This is a genomic window from Aeromonas bivalvium (assembly GCF_046078285.1).
Taxonomy (GTDB): Bacteria; Pseudomonadota; Gammaproteobacteria; order Enterobacterales; family Aeromonadaceae; genus Aeromonas; species Aeromonas bivalvium.
Genome location: NZ_JBGXBV010000015.1, coordinates 18365 through 31782, shown reverse-complemented (window position 1 = coordinate 31782; position 13418 = coordinate 18365). Strand labels below are relative to the sequence as shown.

General features: G+C 60.0%; 13 protein-coding genes and 1 tRNA gene. 11 read left to right on the top strand and 3 right to left on the bottom strand.

The genetic code is table 11. The features are described 5' to 3' along the window. Nucleotides 1-172: 172 nt before the first annotated feature. Nucleotides 173-248, top strand: a tRNA-Thr gene (locus ACEUCR_RS19960). Nucleotides 249-312: 64 nt separating this feature from the next. Here the strand turns inward: ACEUCR_RS19960 and ACEUCR_RS19955 are convergent. Continuing rightward, nucleotides 313-555, bottom strand: a complete 243-nt coding sequence (locus ACEUCR_RS19955) for a hypothetical protein (protein ID WP_244463717.1) — start codon at nt 553-555, stop codon at nt 313-315. A gap of 107 nt (nt 556-662) precedes the next feature. On the opposite strand from ACEUCR_RS19955, the gene ACEUCR_RS19950 reads away from it, so the two are divergent. The 10 genes from ACEUCR_RS19950 to hemB all read left to right on the top strand — a co-directional run bounded on the left by ACEUCR_RS19950 (nt 663) and on the right by hemB (nt 8888). Next, entirely contained in the window at nt 663-1928 is a 1266-nt protein-coding gene (locus tag ACEUCR_RS19950) for a cytosine deaminase (RefSeq protein WP_408792012.1), read from the top strand. Nucleotides 1929-2002: 74 nt separating this feature from the next. Further along, on the top strand, nt 2003-2380 hold the full coding sequence (crcB, locus tag ACEUCR_RS19945) for a fluoride efflux transporter CrcB (protein WP_041997281.1): 378 nt from the start codon (nt 2003-2005) through the stop codon (nt 2378-2380). 65 nt (nt 2381-2445) lie between these two features. Beyond that, nucleotides 2446-3198: a bifunctional demethylmenaquinone methyltransferase/2-methoxy-6-polyprenyl-1,4-benzoquinol methylase UbiE gene (gene ubiE / locus ACEUCR_RS19940; protein ID WP_041997278.1), complete on the top strand. Its 753-nt coding sequence runs from the start codon at nt 2446-2448 to the stop codon at nt 3196-3198. A gap of 9 nt (nt 3199-3207) precedes the next feature. After that, complete coding sequence (locus ACEUCR_RS19935; protein WP_408776101.1) at nt 3208-3816, top strand: ubiquinone biosynthesis accessory factor UbiJ; 609 nt, start codon at nt 3208-3210, stop codon at nt 3814-3816. Further along, nucleotides 3816-5456, top strand: coding sequence for a ubiquinone biosynthesis regulatory protein kinase UbiB (ubiB, locus tag ACEUCR_RS19930; RefSeq protein WP_041997273.1), 1641 nt, complete (start codon nt 3816-3818; stop codon nt 5454-5456). Before ACEUCR_RS19935 ends, ubiB begins: the two co-directional genes overlap by 1 nt. Before the next feature lie 41 nt (nt 5457-5497). Continuing rightward, nucleotides 5498-5743 (top strand): Sec-independent protein translocase subunit TatA, encoded by a 246-nt coding sequence (gene tatA / locus ACEUCR_RS19925; protein ID WP_041997271.1) that lies wholly within the window; start codon nt 5498-5500, stop codon nt 5741-5743. A 3-nt stretch (nt 5744-5746) separates the two neighbouring features. After that, nucleotides 5747-6196, top strand: coding sequence for a Sec-independent protein translocase protein TatB (gene tatB, locus ACEUCR_RS19920; RefSeq protein WP_041997269.1), 450 nt, complete (start codon nt 5747-5749; stop codon nt 6194-6196). Next, nucleotides 6193-6942: a twin-arginine translocase subunit TatC gene (gene tatC / locus ACEUCR_RS19915; protein WP_408792010.1), complete on the top strand. Its 750-nt coding sequence runs from the start codon at nt 6193-6195 to the stop codon at nt 6940-6942. Before tatB ends, tatC begins: the two co-directional genes overlap by 4 nt. Nucleotides 6943-7079: 137 nt before the next feature. Continuing rightward, nucleotides 7080-7865: a TatD family hydrolase gene (locus tag ACEUCR_RS19910; protein ID WP_408792014.1), complete on the top strand. Its 786-nt coding sequence runs from the start codon at nt 7080-7082 to the stop codon at nt 7863-7865. A 3-nt stretch (nt 7866-7868) separates the two neighbouring features. Further along, nucleotides 7869-8888, top strand: a complete 1020-nt coding sequence (gene hemB / locus ACEUCR_RS19905) for a porphobilinogen synthase (protein ID WP_041997263.1) — start codon at nt 7869-7871, stop codon at nt 8886-8888. 283 nt (nt 8889-9171) lie between these two features. On the opposite strand, the gene ACEUCR_RS19900 is transcribed toward hemB, so the two are convergent. Together ACEUCR_RS19900 and glyS are read right to left on the bottom strand one after the other, a co-directional pair. After that, the gene (locus tag ACEUCR_RS19900) at nt 9172-10122 is read right to left on the bottom strand and encodes a transposase (protein ID WP_408792009.1); all 951 of its coding nucleotides are present in this window, start codon (nt 10120-10122) and stop codon (nt 9172-9174) included. Between the two features lie 1225 nt (nt 10123-11347). Beyond that, entirely contained in the window at nt 11348-13417 is a 2070-nt protein-coding gene (glyS, locus tag ACEUCR_RS19895; protein ID WP_408792007.1) for a glycine--tRNA ligase subunit beta, read from the bottom strand. Nucleotide 13418 lies beyond the last annotated feature (1 nt).

Below are 13418 nucleotides of genomic sequence, written 5' to 3'. Positions count from 1 at the left end.
AAGTGAAACGCGGTAGCGCCGATGGTAGTGTGGCATTCGCCATGCGAGAGTAGGACACTGCCAGGCTTCAATTAAGCAATCACAGCGATGTGGTTGGTCGCGATACGACGTCAGGTCGTGTTGGACAGAAGATTTAGATAGCGCACACAGTGCGGTCTTTACCGGTTAGTGTGCTGATATGGCTCAGTTGGTAGAGCGCATCCTTGGTAAGGATGAGGTCCCCAGTTCGACTCTGGGTATCAGCACCATGAAAACAAAAGCCTCCCTGAAAAGGGAGGCTTTTTTGCGTTGGTCATTTTGATGATCGAGCGATCAATTCAGCGAGATCGCCCTGGCATCCAAATAGAATCTGGCTTCGCCGGAGGGGGCCCTGGTGACCATGGCCGTCAACCTGTCTTCCTGTCGATATTCCCAACGGTGTTCTATGGTGTCGAGGGGCGGTTTGCGGATCCCCAGGCCTTGCAGGTATTCATTGAACAGGCCGATACTGCCAATTTCTATCATCTTCTCGTCCATCTTTCCCTTCAGCTCCTTGATGGTGTCTGTGTTATCCATGTTAACAGTTCTCGAATGAAGCACACTCAAAGGCTTCTCTCATCCCTTGATCCAAGTTAACTTGTTGTCAAATAACCTGGGTTGCATTCAAGCGTGGGAGAGTCGCAATGCTGATCACCAATGTGAGACTGGCAGGACAGGAGGGGAGGTGGCAGATCCACTGCCAGGATGGGCTCATCACCAGCATAGCCCCGGCGGGGGGCGTCGGGCTGGATGGGCCTCAACTCGATGGTGAAGGGGGCTTGGCCATGGCCCCCTTCATCGAACCTCACATCCATCTCGATACTACCCAGACCGCGGGTGAGCCGAGCTGGAACCTGTCTGGTACCCTGTTTGAAGGTATAGAGCGGTGGGCGGAGCGCAAGGCGCTGCTGACCCATGAGGATGTCAAATCCCGTGCCAGGCAGACCCTCAAGTGGCAGATCGCCAACGGCATCCAGTTCGTGCGCAGCCATGTGGATGTCTCAGACCCTGGGCTGGTCGCTCTCAGAGCCATGCTGGAGCTGCGCGAAGAGATGAGCCCCTGGGTCGAGCTGCAACTCGTGGCTTTTCCTCAGGAGGGGATCCTCTCCTACCCCAATGGCAAGGGACTGATGGAAGAGGCGATGGCCCTCGGGGCCGACGTCGTGGGGGCCATCCCGCACTTCGAGTTCACCCGGGAGTACGGCATAGAGAGTCTGCATTATGCGTTCGAGCTGGCCGAGCGCTATGGTGCCCTGATCGACGTGCATTGTGACGAGATCGACGACGAACAGTCCCGTTTCATCGAGACCCTGGCGACCCTGGCCCTGGAACGGGGCTGGGGAGACAGGGTGACCGCCAGCCACACCACCGCCATGCACTCCTACAACGGGGCCTATGCCTCTCGCCTGTTCCGCCTGCTGAGGATGGCGGACATCAACTTCGTCGCCAATCCCCTGGTGAACATCCACCTGCAGGGGCGGTTTGATACCTATCCCAAGCGTCGCGGCATCACCCGGGTCAAGGAGATGCTGGAGGCGAACATCAACGTCTGCTTCGGCCACGACGACGTGTTCGATCCCTGGTATCCCATGGGGACAGGCAACATGTTGCAGGTGCTGCATATGGGGCTGCATGTCTGCCAGCTGATGGGTTACCCGCAGATCGATGACAGCCTGAAACTGATCAGCAGCCACAGTGCCCGCACCCTGAATGTACAGGATCGCTATGGGCTGGAGGCGGGCAAGCCAGCCAACCTGATCATACTGCCGGCCGAGAGTGGCTTCGATGCGGTGCGTCGTCAGGTGCCGGTGCGCTACTCGATCCGCCATGGCAAGGTGGTCGCCCAGACTCACCCCGCCCAAACAGAGATTGTGCTGGAGCGACCCGAGCCGATCGATTTTCAGCGATGAACCCGTCCCGACTTCCCCTGTGATGGGCGGGGGAACTTCTGCATAATGTCGGCTGATACTCTTGGAGACTTGCCATGCAGACTTGGCTATATGTGGCCGCAGGAGGCGCCCTCGGGGCCTGCCTGCGCTTTGGAATAGGCGAACTGATGGCCCTGCTGCTGGGTCGCCACTTTCCCTACGGCACCCTCACCGTCAACCTTGTCGGCTCCTTCATCATGGGAGTTGCCTTCGCCCTCATCAGCAATGGTCATGTGATGGAGCACCCCATGAAGCCACTGCTGATGGTGGGTCTGCTGGGGGCCCTGACCACGTTTTCCTCCTTCGCCCTGGATACCGTGGTGCTGGCCCAGCATGGTGCCTGGTTCAAGGCGGTGCTCAACATGGGCCTGAATCTGTTCCTCTGCCTGCTGATGGTGGTGCTGGGGATGCAGTTGGTTGCCAGCCGGGTTTAAGGTGTCCGGACGCTGGCGGCTCTGGTAAACTGGCGGCCATTGTTTGTTCTATGGGTGTTTGAGGGATGTCGGAACCGACTACAACTACGCATTTTGGCTTTAAAACCGTTGCCGCCGACGAGAAGGAAACCCTGGTGGCCGGCGTCTTCCATTCGGTCGCAGCCAAGTACGATCTGATGAACGATCTGATGTCGTTCGGCATTCACCGCCTGTGGAAACGCTTCACCATCGATTGTTCCGGCGTGCGCCGCGGCCAGAAGGTGCTGGATCTGGCTGGCGGTACCGGTGATCTCACCGCCAAGTTCTCCCGCATCGTCGGCGAGACGGGTCAGGTGGTGCTGGCCGACATCAACGACTCCATGCTCAAGGTGGGCCGCGACAAGCTGCGCAACCTGGGGGTGGCCAACAATGTCTCCTTCGTGCAAGCCAATGCCGAGGCCCTGCCCTTCCCGGACAATCACTTCGACGTCATCACCATCGGCTTTGGCCTGCGCAATGTCACCGACAAGCAGAAGGCCTTGGCCTCCATGTTCCGGGTGCTCAAGCCGGGTGGTCGCCTGCTGGTGCTGGAATTCTCCAAGCCCCAGAGTGAGGTGATCGCCAAGCTCTACGATCTCTACTCCTTCAAACTGTTGCCGAAGATGGGTGAAGTGGTCGCCAGCGACAGCGAAAGCTACAAGTATCTGGCGGAGTCCATCCGCATGCACCCGGATCAGGAAACCCTCAAGGGCATGATGCTGGAGGCGGGCTTCGATCAGGTGGATTACTACAACCTCACCCAGGGTGTGGTCGCCCTGCACCGCGGTTACAAGTTCTAAGGGCCGATTATGCCGATGGATGCCATGGTCACGGCGGTGATCGAAACCAGTTTCAATCAGCTGCTGCGCCTCGACGAGCACAGCCATGAGCGGCTTTTCAAGCTCAGGGGCAAGGTGCTCAAGCTGGAACTGCGAGAGCTCAAGCCGCTCTGGTTCCTGTTCTCGGAGCATCGCCTCGATGTGCTGGCCCAGTATGAAGGGGAGGCCGATGCCGTGCTCAGCCTCTCCCTCACCGCCCTCGGCCTGCTCAAGGATCCTTCCGCCCTGACCCGCTACATCCGCGAGGAGAAGCTGGATCTGCACGGCGATCCCCAGCTGGTGCAGGCGTTCAGTGCCCTGCTGGGGGAGCTCGACATCGATTGGGAAGATCAGCTATCCCGTTACACCGGGGACGTGCTGGCCCACAGCCTGTTTCGCGGTGCCCACAAGGCGCGGGAGGCGATCGGCCGCGAACTGTGCCGCAGCCAGCGCCAGCTGGCCGAATTCCTGACGGAAGAGGTGCGTCTCGCCCCAGGCCCGCTGGAAGTGGCCAGCTTCTGTGACGATGTGGATGCCCTGAGCCGGTGCCTCAAGGCCACCGAGCTGCGCCTCGCCCGACTCGAACAACGGATCCCCTGATGACCCCCAAGGAGTTCAAGCGCCTCTACCGCATCGTCGCCATCCTGCTCGAGCAGGGCATAGACGAGCTGGTACCGGCCAAATTTCAACCCTGGCCCGGCCGCCTGGCCCGCCGCAGCCTGTTCTGGCTCAAGGATCGCGCGCCCCAGCGCAGCCGCGGCATGCGCATCCGCCTCGCGTTCGAGGCGCTCGGCCCCATCTTCATCAAGTTCGGGCAGATGCTGTCGACCCGGCGGGATCTGCTGCCGCCGGACATCGCCGAGGAGCTGGCCCTGTTGCAAGACAGGGTGCCCCCCTTCTGTGGTCAGGCGGCCCGTCGCCAAATAGAGCAGAGCCTGGGATGCCCCATCGAGACCCTGTTCGACGACTTCGACGAGACGCCGCTGGCGTCCGCCTCCATCGCCCAGGTGCACACGGCTCGCCTCAGGGAGAATGACCGCGAGATCGTCATCAAGGTGATCCGCCCGGACATAGAGCAGACCATAGAGGCGGATCTGCGGCTGATGACGGCCCTGGCCCGTCTGGTGGCGCGCTTCATCCCCTCCAGCGCCCGGCTGCGCCCGGTCGAGGTGGTCGAAGAGTATCGCAAGACCATACTCGACGAGCTGAACCTGATGCGCGAGGCCGCCAACGCCATCCAGTTGCGCCGCAACTTCACCGGTTCCAACGCCCTCTACGTGCCCGAGATCTACTCGGAGCATTGCCGCGAGCAGGTGCTGGTGATGGAGCGCATCTACGGCATTCCCGTCTCCGACATCGAGGCTCTGGAAGCCAACGGCACCAACATGAAGCTGCTGGCCGAGCGGGGTGTCGAGGTCTTCTTCACCCAGGTGTTTCGCGACAGCTTCTTCCATGCCGACATGCACCCGGGCAACATCTTCGTGGCCCGCGAGCACCCGGAGGACCCGCTCTGGATCGGCATCGACTGCGGCATCGTCGGCACCCTGAACCGGGAAGACAAACGCTACCTGGCCGAGAACTTCCTCGCCTTCTTCAATCGCGACTACCGCAAGGTGGCCGAGTTGCACGTGGAGTCGGGCTGGGTGCCTGCCGACACCCGGGTGGACGAGTTCGAGTTCGCCATCCGCACCGTGCTGGAACCCATCTTCGAGAAGCCCCTGTCCGAGATCTCGTTCGGCCATGTGCTGCTCAACCTGTTCAACACGGCGCGCCGCTTCGACATGCAGGTGCAACCCCAGCTGGTGCTGCTGCAAAAGACCCTGCTCTATGTCGAGGGGCTGGGGCGTCAGCTCTATCCCCAGCTCGATCTGTGGCAGACCGCCAAGCCCTTCCTCGAGCACTGGATGGGCGAGCAGGTCGGCCCCAAGGCGGTATGGAATGCCATTCGCGACAAGGCCCCCTTCTGGGCCGAGAAGCTGCCCGAACTGCCGGAGCTGGTCTACGAGACCCTGCGTCAGGCCCGCAGCCAGCAGCGTCAATTCGATCATCTGTTTGTCCAATTCAGCCGTCATAATCGGCATCAGGGACAGGCTCGCTACCTCTTAGGGGTTGGAGCCAGCCTGCTGTTGGTGGGTGTATTCTTGCTGACCCAAAAACAATACATTGCGTGGGGACAAATCAGCCTCGCCGGTACAGGGTTATGCTGGCTGCTCGGTTGGCTCAAGGCCCGCTCACACTAATCACAATCCGCGCCCGCTGGCGCAATCTCGGAGAACGAATCATGGGTGGAATCAGTATTTGGCAATTGTTGATCATCGCGGCCATCGTGGTGTTGCTGTTCGGTACCAAGAAACTGCGCGGCATCGGCGGCGATCTGGGTGCTGCGGTCAAGGGCTTCAAGAAGGCCATGTCCGACGAGCCCCAGGACAAGCCGGCCAGCAAGGATGCGGACTTCGATCCCAAGCAGCTCAGCGAATCGACCAAGCAGGACGAGAGCGCCAAGCAGAAAGACAAAGATCAGGCCTAAGCCATGTTCGATATCGGTTTTTGGGAACTGGTGCTGGTCGGCATCGTCGGCCTGCTGGTGCTGGGCCCGGAGCGGTTGCCCGTGGCCATCCGCACCGTCAGCGGCTGGATCCGGGCGGTGCGCAGCACGGCCAATGCGGTCAAGTCCGAGCTGGCCCAGGAGCTCAAGTTGCAGGAGCTGCACAACGATCTCAAGAAGGCCGAGCAACTGCAGATGCAGAACCTGAGCCCGGAGTTGCAGGAGTCCATCGAGAAGCTGAAGGCGGCGGCTGACTCCGTCACCCATCCCTACGCCAGGCCCTCGTCCCCGGACGCACCGATCCATGAGCCTGACGCGGCGCCCGAGCCGGAAAACCGTATCCTGCCGGAGGGGGTGGCCAGATCGCAGCCCGTCGAACGGGCCGAGCCCGCTGCGACGGCCTCGCCGGATCGCAAAGGGGAGGTGAAGTCATGAGCCAGACCGAACAGCCGTTGATCGCCCACCTGGTGGAGCTGAGGACCCGGTTGCTCCATGCCCTCGGCGCCATCTTGCTGGTGTTTGTCTGCCTGGTCTATTTCTCGAACGATATCTACAAGTTCGTGTCGGCGCCCCTGATCAGCCAGCTGCCCGCGGGCACCAGCATGATAGCGACCGATGTGGCGACCCCCTTCCTGACGCCGATCAAGCTGACCATAGTGGTCGCCTTCTTCATCGCCATTCCCTATCTGCTCTACCAGGCCTGGGCCTTCATCGCCCCGGGGCTGTACAAGCACGAGCGGCGGCTCATCATGCCGCTGGTCTGCTCCAGCGCCCTGCTGTTCTATGCCGGCATGGCGTTCGCCTACTATGTGGTGTTCCCGCTGGTGTTCGGCTTCTTCACCAGAACGGCGCCGGTGGGGGTGACCATCGCCACCGACATCGCCAACTATCTGGACTTCGTGCTTACCCTCTTCTTCGCGTTCGGGGTGGCCTTCGAGATCCCGGTGGCGACCATACTGCTGTGCTGGACCGGCGTCACGACCCCGGACAGCCTCAAGGCCAAGCGCCCCTACGTGGTGGTGACCGTCTTCGTCATCGGCATGCTGCTGACCCCGCCGGATGTCTTCTCCCAGACCCTGCTCGCCATTCCCATGTGGATGCTGTTCGAGGTCGGCGTCTTCTTCGCGCGTTTCTATACCCGCAAGGAGCCGCTGGCGGAGGAAGAGAGTGAGGAGGGCTGAGGCCCTCTTTTTTTGCCTCGTCATCCGCGCAGGGTGGGCGAGGGAGCCCGCTTGTGCAGGCCGACCCTTTTCATGACCCGGCACGGGGAGTATGGTAGTGGCCCTTGCTGGCTTTCATCTGCACCTTTAGCGATCCCATGATAGACATAGGTCTCAACCTCACCAGCCCCCAATTTGCCGGGGAACAAGCCGAACTGGTGGCGCGTGCCCGCGCAGCCGGTCTCGATGCCCTGATCCTGACAGGTACCGACCTGGCCGGCAGCCGCGACAGTGCCGCCCTGGCTGCCCGCTGGCCCAGCTACTGCTTCTCCACCGCCGGTGTGCATCCCCATGACGCCAAGTCGGTGGACGAACAGAGCCTGGTCGCCCTGCGCGAGCTGGCGGCCCTGCCCCAAGTGGTGGCCATCGGCGAATGTGGTCTGGACTACAATCGCGATTTTTCGCCCCGCCCGGTACAGGATGCCGTGTTCGACGCCCAGCTGGCCCTGGCGGCCGAGCTGGGGATGCCCGTCTTCCTCCATTGCCGCGACGCCCACGTCCGCTTCATCGAGATCCTGCGCCCCTGGCTCCCCAAGCTGCCGGGGGCCGTGCTGCACTGTTTCACCGGATCCGATGATGAGCTGGACGAGTGCCTGGCCCTGGGGCTGCACATAGGCGTGACCGGCTGGATCTGTGACGAGCGACGGGGCCAGCCGCTGCGCGAGCAGGTGGCGCGCATCCCGGCCGGTCGATTGATGATAGAGACGGATGCCCCCTATCTGGTGCCCCGGGATCTCAAGCCACGCCCCAAACGCAATGAACCCGCCTTCTTGCCGCACATCGCCCAGGTGGTGGCGGCCTGCCGCGCGGAAACGCCCGAGGCCCTGATGGCCCATACCCGGGCCACCTCCGCCGCCTTCTTCCAACTGCCAATCCAGGAGTGACTCATGGCCACAACTCTTCCGGGCGCCTTCCCGGGCCGCCGTCTGCGCCGGGCGCGTAAACAGGATTTCAGCCGTCGTCTGATGCGTGAGAACCTGCTCACGGTGGACGATCTCATCTATCCGGTCTTCGTGCTGGAAGGGGAGGGCCAGCGGGAAGCCGTGGCCTCCATGCCGGGGGTGGACCGCCTCTCCATCGATCTGCTGCTGATCGAGGCCGCCGAGTTGGTGGCCCTGGGTGTGCCGGCCGTGGCCCTGTTCCCGGTGACGCCCGTCGAGAAGAAGAGCCTGCTGGCCGAGGAGGCCTACAATCCGGATGCCCTGGCCCAGCGTGCCACTCGCGCCCTCAAGGCGGCTTTCCCCGAGCTGGGGGTCATCACGGACGTGGCGCTGGATCCCTTCACCACCCATGGCCAGGACGGCATCATAGATGACGAAGGTTATGTGATGAACGACATCACTACCGAGATCCTGGTCAAGCAGGCGCTCTCCCATGCCAGGGCGGGGGCCGACATGGTGGCACCCTCCGACATGATGGACGGCCGCATCGGCGCCATTCGGGCGGCGCTGGAGGAGCACGGCTTCGTTCACACCCAGATCATGGCTTACTCCGCCAAGTACGCCTCCTGCTACTATGGCCCCTTCCGCGATGCGGTCGGCTCTGCCGCCAACCTCGGCAAGAGCAACAAGGCCACCTACCAGATGGATCCGGCCAACGGCGACGAGGCTCTGCACGAGGTGGCCCTGGACATCCAGGAGGGGGCCGACAGCGTCATGGTCAAACCCGGCATGCCTTACCTGGACGTGATCCGCCGGGTCAAGGATCAGTTCGGGGTGCCCACTTACGCCTACCAGGTCAGCGGCGAGTACGCCATGCACATGGCCGCCATCCAGAACGGCTGGCTCAAGGAGCGGGAGACCATCATGGAGTCCCTGCTCTGCTTCAAGCGAGCCGGTGCCGACGGCATACTCACCTATTTCGCCAAACGGGTTGCCCAGTGGCTGAAGGAAGACGCCCGGCGCTGATCTCATTGTGTCGTTCGTCCACAATGCCGACCCCAGGGTCGGCATTGTTTGTTTTGGGACACCCATCAAATAGGAAGGGTGTTTGTTTTGGGACACCCATCAAATAGGAAGTGTTATTGGCGCATTCATGGGTCTGTCGATATCAGAGCGAGATCGGCAGATGGTCAGGTGCGCAGGGAGGGTTGGTGCCTTGGCCTGGGGTTTTTGGGTCTCATGCGAAAGTTAGGGTCCGGCGCCTGGGATCTATGGCGAAGTGAGCAGAGGTAAATCAGCGACATGATCGCTATATTCGGGGCTGGTAGCATCGCGTCTGGCCGCAATGCTCGGCATATCGCTGGCAGCCAGTCTTGTCTCCTACGGCTCTGATACCCAGGCGTCGAAACAGGGCTACCTGTTTCAGCCATCGTGATTCATCGAGTCCGAGTCGCTGCAAGATGGGGGCAAGAGAGTCTGGAATGTATCCTCGTTTATCGGCTCTGATGGCCCTTCCAGTCCAATCCACCAGGGCAAGATAATCGGTAAAACCGTAGGGCAGTGCTTCTGACTCCCCCTTGGTGGAAAAAGGAAGCAACCATGGGGAGGGTGTCACCTCTTCTGTGGTCGCTTCTATCCGCTGCCGGATACTGGTGTAGTCACTCTCCTCTGGCGTGTGAGCGATGCCCGCTCGAATGGGATTGAGGTCCACATAGGCCATGCAGGCCAGCAGTGCTGACTCGGTGAGCAGAGCCTGACTTTTGAAGCGCCCTTCCCAGAAGTGGCCCTTGCAGCCATCTTCCTGATTGGCCTGGCGGGCCAGCGACTCGTTCAGCAAACGCACCAGCCAGCTGATGGAATGGAGACGCTCCCGCCACTGGGCGATCAGCTGGTGTACGACGTCCAGCTCGGGTGCTATCAGTTCCTCCCCCTGATACCAGCGCCGCACCAGCAAGGGCCATTGAAACAGGCGGGACCAACGTTCAGCCACCTCATGTTCACTCCATTCATGGGCCATGTTGGCCTGCACCTTGAGTACCAGATGATAGTGATTGCTCATCACGGCATAGGCGCAGATGCCGATGGCAAAGACTTGCGACAGCTGGCCCAGTTTGTCGGCAACCCATTGGCGCCTGTGCTCGTAGCTTTGGCCTGAGTGATCATCCTGGCCGCAGAGAAAGGCGCGCCGGACGCAGCGGCTGACCACGTGGTAATAGGGCGTATCGGCGAGGCTGATCTGGCGTGAACGGGCGATGGTCATGGCGGCTCTCTCCTCGGGTCTCTCGGTTTAAGGAAAGTGGAGGGAGAGTGAGTTGTCAAAGCTGGGGTTGGGTGGGTGTCCCAGCTTTTCCCTCTGGTGTCCCAGCTTTTCCCTCTCGGGTCTCTCAGTTTAAGGAAAGTGGAGGGAGAGTTAGTTGTCAAAGCTGGAATTGGGTGGGTGTCCCAGCTTTTTATGGGAGGAGAAATGCTGGTGGTCGTTATGGCGGGAGAGTTGATTTACGCGAACGTCCGATTACGCCTGACGGCTAATCGAGCCTACTAGCTGCTCGGGTGAGGAAAAAATAGGTGGGTGTCACAGTTTTTAATTGTGTTAATGTGTTTTTATTAAATTTGTTCAGGGATGTGAGTAGCAATTATGGATATTTTAGATTTTATAAGGGAATTCATTTTTGAGTTATCAGTGCAATTGAAAGCATCAAACTTATACCTCACGATCTTCGCCGCTTTATTAGGTGCAGTAGTCGGAGCACTACTTACAATCTTTGTATCGCTTCTCTCGGGTTTTCTGAATAAATTAAGCTATAACAAGTCGGCCAGAATGCAAATTCATGATTTAACTGAATCTAATATCATGCGATGTCAAGTTAATATAGGTGTTCTAGATAATGAGATTGATGGATTATCTTCTCGGGGAAAATTCACGTTGAATGGTCTTGCTTTGCTGCAAGACTACGAAAATACGTTGCTTTATACACCCGCAAAATTTAGACCTACAGAGTTTTTTTAATCCGCATGCAAACCACAGCATTGAACTCACATCATGCGCAACTAGCGTCAATGCTAGAACAAAGAGCTAGGCTAGATATAGAGATTAGAAAAGCCTCCCAAGGTGAGCAGGAGTGGGAGTTAACAGGGCTAAGGCTCGAATATGATAGGCACCTTAAAGATAAGTTTTCTGAGATACAAGAGTTTACAAAGGCCCTTAGAGATTATATTGACCTTGGATGCCTCAAACGATTTTTTATGAATTTTATTCCCTTGAGAGTGATTCAAAAAAAGTCAATGGAAGTTGTCATGGAGACTCCAACTCAGACCAACTAACTGGCACTCTACATCGCATGGGCGGACCTATTAGGTAGAGCCATTGGTTGTTTATTAACCACCGCACTTCCTGTTTTATTAGTGAATGTTAAATATATTGGTAAGGACTCAATAAAAACGGCGCCTTAACGGCGCCGTTTTTTGATCTGGCTAACAGACTCCAATCACTGCAGCAGGGAGATATCCGCGACTTGCAGGAACAGGTTGCGCAGGTTGTTCAGCAGTGCCAGACGGTTGGCCTTGAGGGCCTCGTCGTCGGCCATCACCATGACTTCGTTGAAGAAGGTATCGACCGGCTCGCGCAGGGCGGCCAGACGGGTGAGAGCAGCCTGATAGTCACCGGCGGCGAACAGCGGGGCCAGTTCGGCTTGCAGTTCGGCAACCTGGGTGGCCAGCGCCTTCTCGGCGGCATCGACCAGCAGTTCCGGTTTGACGGCAGTCGGCAACTCGCCTTCGACCTTGGCCAGAATGTTGCTCACGCGCTTGTTGGCGGCAGCCAGTGCCAGTGCGGCATCCAGGGTGCGGAAGTGGCTGACGGCCTTGACGCGGCGATCGAAGTCGAGCGGACGGGTCGGGCGGCGGGCCAGTACGGCCAGCACCACGTCGGCACCGATGCCTTCGTCCTGATAGGCGGCGCGGAAGCGACCCAGCATAAAGTCGACCACGTCGGTGACGACGGTTTTGTTGGTCAGCTTGTCGCCGTAGACGCGTACCGCTTCTTCAACCAGTTCAACCAGATCCAGGTCCAGCTGCTTCTCGGTCATGATGCGCAGGGCACCGATGGCGGCGCGACGCAGGGCGAACGGGTCCTTGTCACCTTTGGGCAGCATGCCGATGCCGAAGATACCGGCCAGGGTGTCGAATTTGTCGGCCAGCGCGACGGCGCAGGCAACCAGACCGGACGGCAGGGCATCACCGGCAAAGCGCGGCATGTACTGCTCGTTGAGGGCCACGGCCACCGCTTCGTCTTCGCCATCGTGACGGGCGTAGTGCATCCCCATGACACCCTGGGTGTCGGTGAACTCGCCGACCATGTTGGTCATCAGATCACACTTGGAGAGCAGACCGGCACGCTTGGCCTGAGCCACATCAGCGCCAATACGCTCGGCGATAAAGCCGGCGACGGTCTCGATGCGCTCGACCTTGGCCTTGACGGTGCCCAGCTGTTGCTGGAACAGCACGGTTTCAAGGCGCGGCAGGCGGGAGGCCAGAGTCTGTTTGAGGTCGGTCTTGAAGAAGAACTCGGCGTCTGAGAGACGGGGGCGAACCACCTTCTCGTTGCCACTGATGATCTGGCTCGGGTCTTTGGACTCGATGTTGGTGACGAAGATGAACTTCGGCAGCAGCTTGCCGTTCTTGTCGTAGACCGGGAAGTACTTCTGGTCACCCTTCATGGTGTGCACCAGCGCCTCGGCCGGCACGGCCAGGAACTTCTCTTCGAAGTTGGCGGTCAGCACCACAGGCCACTCGACCAGTGCGGTCACTTCTTCCAGCAGGGCGTCGTCCAGATCGGCCACGCCACCGAAGGCGGCTGCGGCCGCTTCGGCGTCAGCCTTGATCTTGGCCTTGCGCGCCATGAAGTCGGCAATCACCATGCCGCGCTCCTGCAGGATCTGCGGGTACTGGCTGGCGTTGTCGATGGTGAATTCGCTCTCGCCCATGAAGCGGTGGCCGCGGATGGTGCGGGCAGAGTCGATACCCAGAATGTGAGCGGGAACCAGATCCCCATCCAGCAGCAGGGTCACGGTGAAGACCGGACGCACGAACTGGATGGTCTTGTCGCCCCAGCGCATCATTTTCGGGATGGGCAGCTTGGCAAGCGCGGAGGCAACCAGTTCGCCCAACAACTCTTTGGCCGGACGGCCTTCGACCTTGGCGGTGTGAACCAGCCACTCGCCCTTGTCGGTGACCAGACGCTCGGCCTGCTCAACGGTGATGCCGTTGCCGCGAGCCCAGCCTTCGGCAGCCTTGGTCGGCTTGCCTTCGGCATCGAACGCCTGTGCCACGGCCGGGCCACGCTTCTCGACGCTCTTGCTCGGCTGTTCGCCGGCCAGCTCGTGCACCTTCAGCGCCAGACGGCGCGGTGAGGCAAACCACTCGACGTCGCCGAAGGCCAGATCGGCCTTGGTCAGTTCGGCTTTGAAGTTGTCGGCAAAGGCTTCGGCCAGGGAGCGCAGGGCTTTGGGCGGCAGCTCAGCAGTACCGATCTCTACCAGAAATGTATGTTGTGCCATG

Coding starts and splice junctions, on each gene's coding strand:
- ACEUCR_RS19955 (WP_244463717.1), bottom strand. CDS start 555: ATGGATAACACAGACACCATCAAGGAGCTGAAGGGAAAGATGGACGAG.
- ACEUCR_RS19950 (WP_408792012.1), top strand. CDS start 663: ATGCTGATCACCAATGTGAGACTGGCAGGACAGGAGGGGAGGTGGCAG.
- crcB (WP_041997281.1), top strand. CDS start 2,003: ATGCAGACTTGGCTATATGTGGCCGCAGGAGGCGCCCTCGGGGCCTGC.
- ubiE (WP_041997278.1), top strand. CDS start 2,446: ATGTCGGAACCGACTACAACTACGCATTTTGGCTTTAAAACCGTTGCC.
- ACEUCR_RS19935 (WP_408776101.1), top strand. CDS start 3,208: ATGCCGATGGATGCCATGGTCACGGCGGTGATCGAAACCAGTTTCAAT.
- ubiB (WP_041997273.1), top strand. CDS start 3,816: ATGACCCCCAAGGAGTTCAAGCGCCTCTACCGCATCGTCGCCATCCTG.
- tatA (WP_041997271.1), top strand. CDS start 5,498: ATGGGTGGAATCAGTATTTGGCAATTGTTGATCATCGCGGCCATCGTG.
- tatB (WP_041997269.1), top strand. CDS start 5,747: ATGTTCGATATCGGTTTTTGGGAACTGGTGCTGGTCGGCATCGTCGGC.
- tatC (WP_408792010.1), top strand. CDS start 6,193: ATGAGCCAGACCGAACAGCCGTTGATCGCCCACCTGGTGGAGCTGAGG.
- ACEUCR_RS19910 (WP_408792014.1), top strand. CDS start 7,080: ATGATAGACATAGGTCTCAACCTCACCAGCCCCCAATTTGCCGGGGAA.
- hemB (WP_041997263.1), top strand. CDS start 7,869: ATGGCCACAACTCTTCCGGGCGCCTTCCCGGGCCGCCGTCTGCGCCGG.
- ACEUCR_RS19900 (WP_408792009.1), bottom strand. CDS start 10,122: ATGACCATCGCCCGTTCACGCCAGATCAGCCTCGCCGATACGCCCTAT.
- glyS (WP_408792007.1), bottom strand. CDS start 13,417: ATGGCACAACATACATTTCTGGTAGAGATCGGTACTGCTGAGCTGCCG.